The sequence below is a fragment of the Flavobacterium sp. AJR genome (assembly GCF_002156885.1).
Lineage (GTDB): Bacteria > Bacteroidota > Bacteroidia > Flavobacteriales > Flavobacteriaceae > Flavobacterium.
The window spans coordinates 1-2,927 of record NZ_NCWQ01000168.1; the positions used below are offsets into that span (position 1 = coordinate 1).

Genomic DNA, 2,927 nt, shown 5'->3' on the forward strand with positions numbered 1-2,927 from the left:
ATTTAGCCATTATAAATAGCATCTTAAAGTAAACTTGAGTGAATTGAATATTAAAATTAAAAAATTAAATGAGTACAACAGGTATAATAAGATCCATTAGAAATATAATGAGAAAAGACGAAGGAGTTGATGGAGATGCTCAACGAATTTCTCAAATGGTATGGATGCTTTTTATGAAGATATTTGCAGATAAAGAAGAAGAGTGGAAGAAATCAAGAAAAGAATATAAAAGCCCAATCCCTGAAAAATTAAAATGGCAAAACTGGGCGGCAGATGCTAATGGATTAACAGGTGAAGAATTAATCAGTTTTATTAATGATGAACTTTTCCCAACTTTAAAAACAATTGACCCTACAGATACCGATCAGTCAATAATTATAAAATCAGTTTTTAATGACACTTATAATTACATGAAAAGCGGAAATCTCTTTCGTCAAGTCATTAATGAAATTAACAAAATTGATTTTTCAAAAAACAATAATGAAAGACATGTATTTAATGACATCTATGAATCTATCCTAAAAGAACTTCAAAGTGCAAGTTCGTCGGGTGAATATTACACTCCTAGAGCTGTAACGCAGTTTATGGTAGATATGATTAACCCTCAAATAGGAGAAACCATTTTAGATCCAGCATGCGGAACTGGAGGCTTTCTAACTTGTTCTTTAGATAATTTATCAAAATTAAAAGATTTCGACGAAACATCATTAGTTATCCAAAATTCAATAAGAGGTGTGGAAAAAAAACCTTTACCACATTTATTATGTACTACAAATTTAATTCTACATGGAATTGAGAAACCAGCTATAACTAAAGGAAATTTACTATCAGTTCCATACGATAACTGGAAGGCGAATAATCAAGTGGACATTGTTCTATCAAACCCTCCATTTGGCGGGCAGGAAGAAGAGGGCACGGAGAAAAACTTCCCTGAGGAATTTAGAACAAAAGAAACTGCTGATCTATTTCTAGCCTTAATAATTAAGATTTTAAAGAAAGATGGCAGAGCTGCAGTAGTACTGCCTGATAATTCATTATTTGGTGAGGGAGTAAAGATTAGAATAAAAGAAGATTTACTAACAAAATGTAACTTACACACCATAATACGCTTACCTAATGGTGTATTTAATCCCTATACAGGAATTAAAACTAATTTATTGTTTTTTGAAAAAGGAAAACCTACCAAAGAAACTTGGTATTATGAAATGCCTTATCCAGAAGGAATAAAAAACTATAGTAGATCAAGACCTGTTGACATAAAACATTTCAAAGAAATCAAGAAATGGTGGATTGATCGTCATGAAAACGAATTTGCATGGAAAGTTTCTCTGGAAGAAATTAAAAAAAGAAAATTTAATTTAGATATAAAAAACAATAATGCTTTAGGAGAAGAAAATTTCGATTCAACCGATGAGCTTATCTCTAAAATAGATGTTTCTTTTCAAAAAAGTATTGAATTGCTTGCTGAAATTAAAAAAGCACTTCTATGAAAAATTGGAAAAATGTAAAATTAGGAACTCTTTTAACTGAATCTAAAATAGTATCTGATTTACCGAATACAGATAAAAGAATTAGAGTAAAACTAAATATTCTAGGAATAGAAAAAAGACCTAATACAAAAGATAAAAATGGAGCTACTAGATATTATACTAGAAAATCAGGACAATTTGTTTACGGAAAACAAAATCTACACAAAGGAGCTTTTGGTATTATACCTAAAGAACTAGATGGTTATGAATCTAGTCTTGATATTCCTGCCTTTGATATTGACGAATCTTGTTATCCTGAGTGGATTTTCTATTTTTTTAAAAATAACAACTTTTATTTAAAGTTGGAAAGTCTAGCTAAAGGTGTTGGATCAAAAAGAATTAGTCCTGAAAAAATCTATGAATTGGAGATTCCACTACCATCAAAAGAAGAACAAAGAAAAATTTTAGATGAGATTATAAAGGTTGAAGCAAAAAATAAAGAACTTATAAAAGAAATAAAACTACAAGAAGACAGTATTGTAAAATTGCGTCAATCTATTTTGCAAGATGCAATTCAAGGCAAATTAACTAAGGAATGGAGATCACTAAATCAAACTATTAAATCTGCAAACGAACTGTTTAAACATATACAATTAGAAAAAGAAAAACTAATTAAAGAAGGTACGATAAAAAGAGAAAAACTTTTACCTCCAATATCAAAAAATAATATTCCATTTGAAATACCTGAGAAATGGATTTGGTGTAGTCTAGGAGATATTCTCTTAAAAATAACAGATGGAACTCATCATTCTCCAGTTAATTTAAATTCTGGAAAATATAAATACGTAACTGCTAAAAACATAAAAAATGAAGGGATTCAACTAGATCATATAACGTATATAACAGAAGATGCCCATAAAGAAATTTACTCAAGATGCAATCCTCAATACGGAGATATTCTTTATATAAAAGACGGAGCAACAACTGGTATATGTTGTCTTAATAATCTTAATGAAGAATTTAGTATGCTATCGAGTGTCGCTTTATTAAAATCATCAAATTCCTTTATAGATAATTCTTATTTGTTATATGCATTAAGAAGTCCATTTTACTATGACTTAATAAGATCAGGTATGAGCGGTGTTGCAATTACTAGAGTTACACTAAAAAAACTTAAAACCTCTTTTATTCCTTTCCCACCATTAGAAGAACAAAAGGAAATTGTTAAAATTATTAATCTGTTTTTATTAAACTGTAATAATCTTGAAATAGAAAGTAGAGAGAGTAAAAAAAATTCAGAAAAATTAATGCAAACATTTTTAAGCCAATTAGTAGGAATAAATAAAAACATACTAAATAAAAACACAGTAAAAAAAACAAAAACGATATCTTCTAGAGAAACGAAATTTAATAGCAAAACAATACTTATGGATTTAGTAAAACTTTTACAAGAAAACG

2 protein-coding genes are annotated in these 2,927 nt (G+C 28.7%); both read left to right on the forward strand.

All coding sequences use genetic code 11. The features are described from left to right. Positions 1–68 precede the first annotated feature (68 nt). Entirely contained in the window at positions 69–1,490 is a 1,422-nt protein-coding gene (locus tag B8T70_RS23250; protein ID WP_086896410.1) for an N-6 DNA methylase, read from the forward strand. Beyond that, positions 1,487–2,927 (forward strand): restriction endonuclease subunit S (locus B8T70_RS23255; RefSeq protein WP_133059422.1); only part of this gene is annotated, 1,441 nt, incomplete at its 3' end. The genes B8T70_RS23250 and B8T70_RS23255, both read left to right, overlap by 4 nt.

Coding starts and splice junctions, on each gene's coding strand:
- B8T70_RS23250 (WP_086896410.1), top strand. CDS start 69: ATGAGTACAACAGGTATAATAAGATCCATTAGAAATATAATGAGAAAA.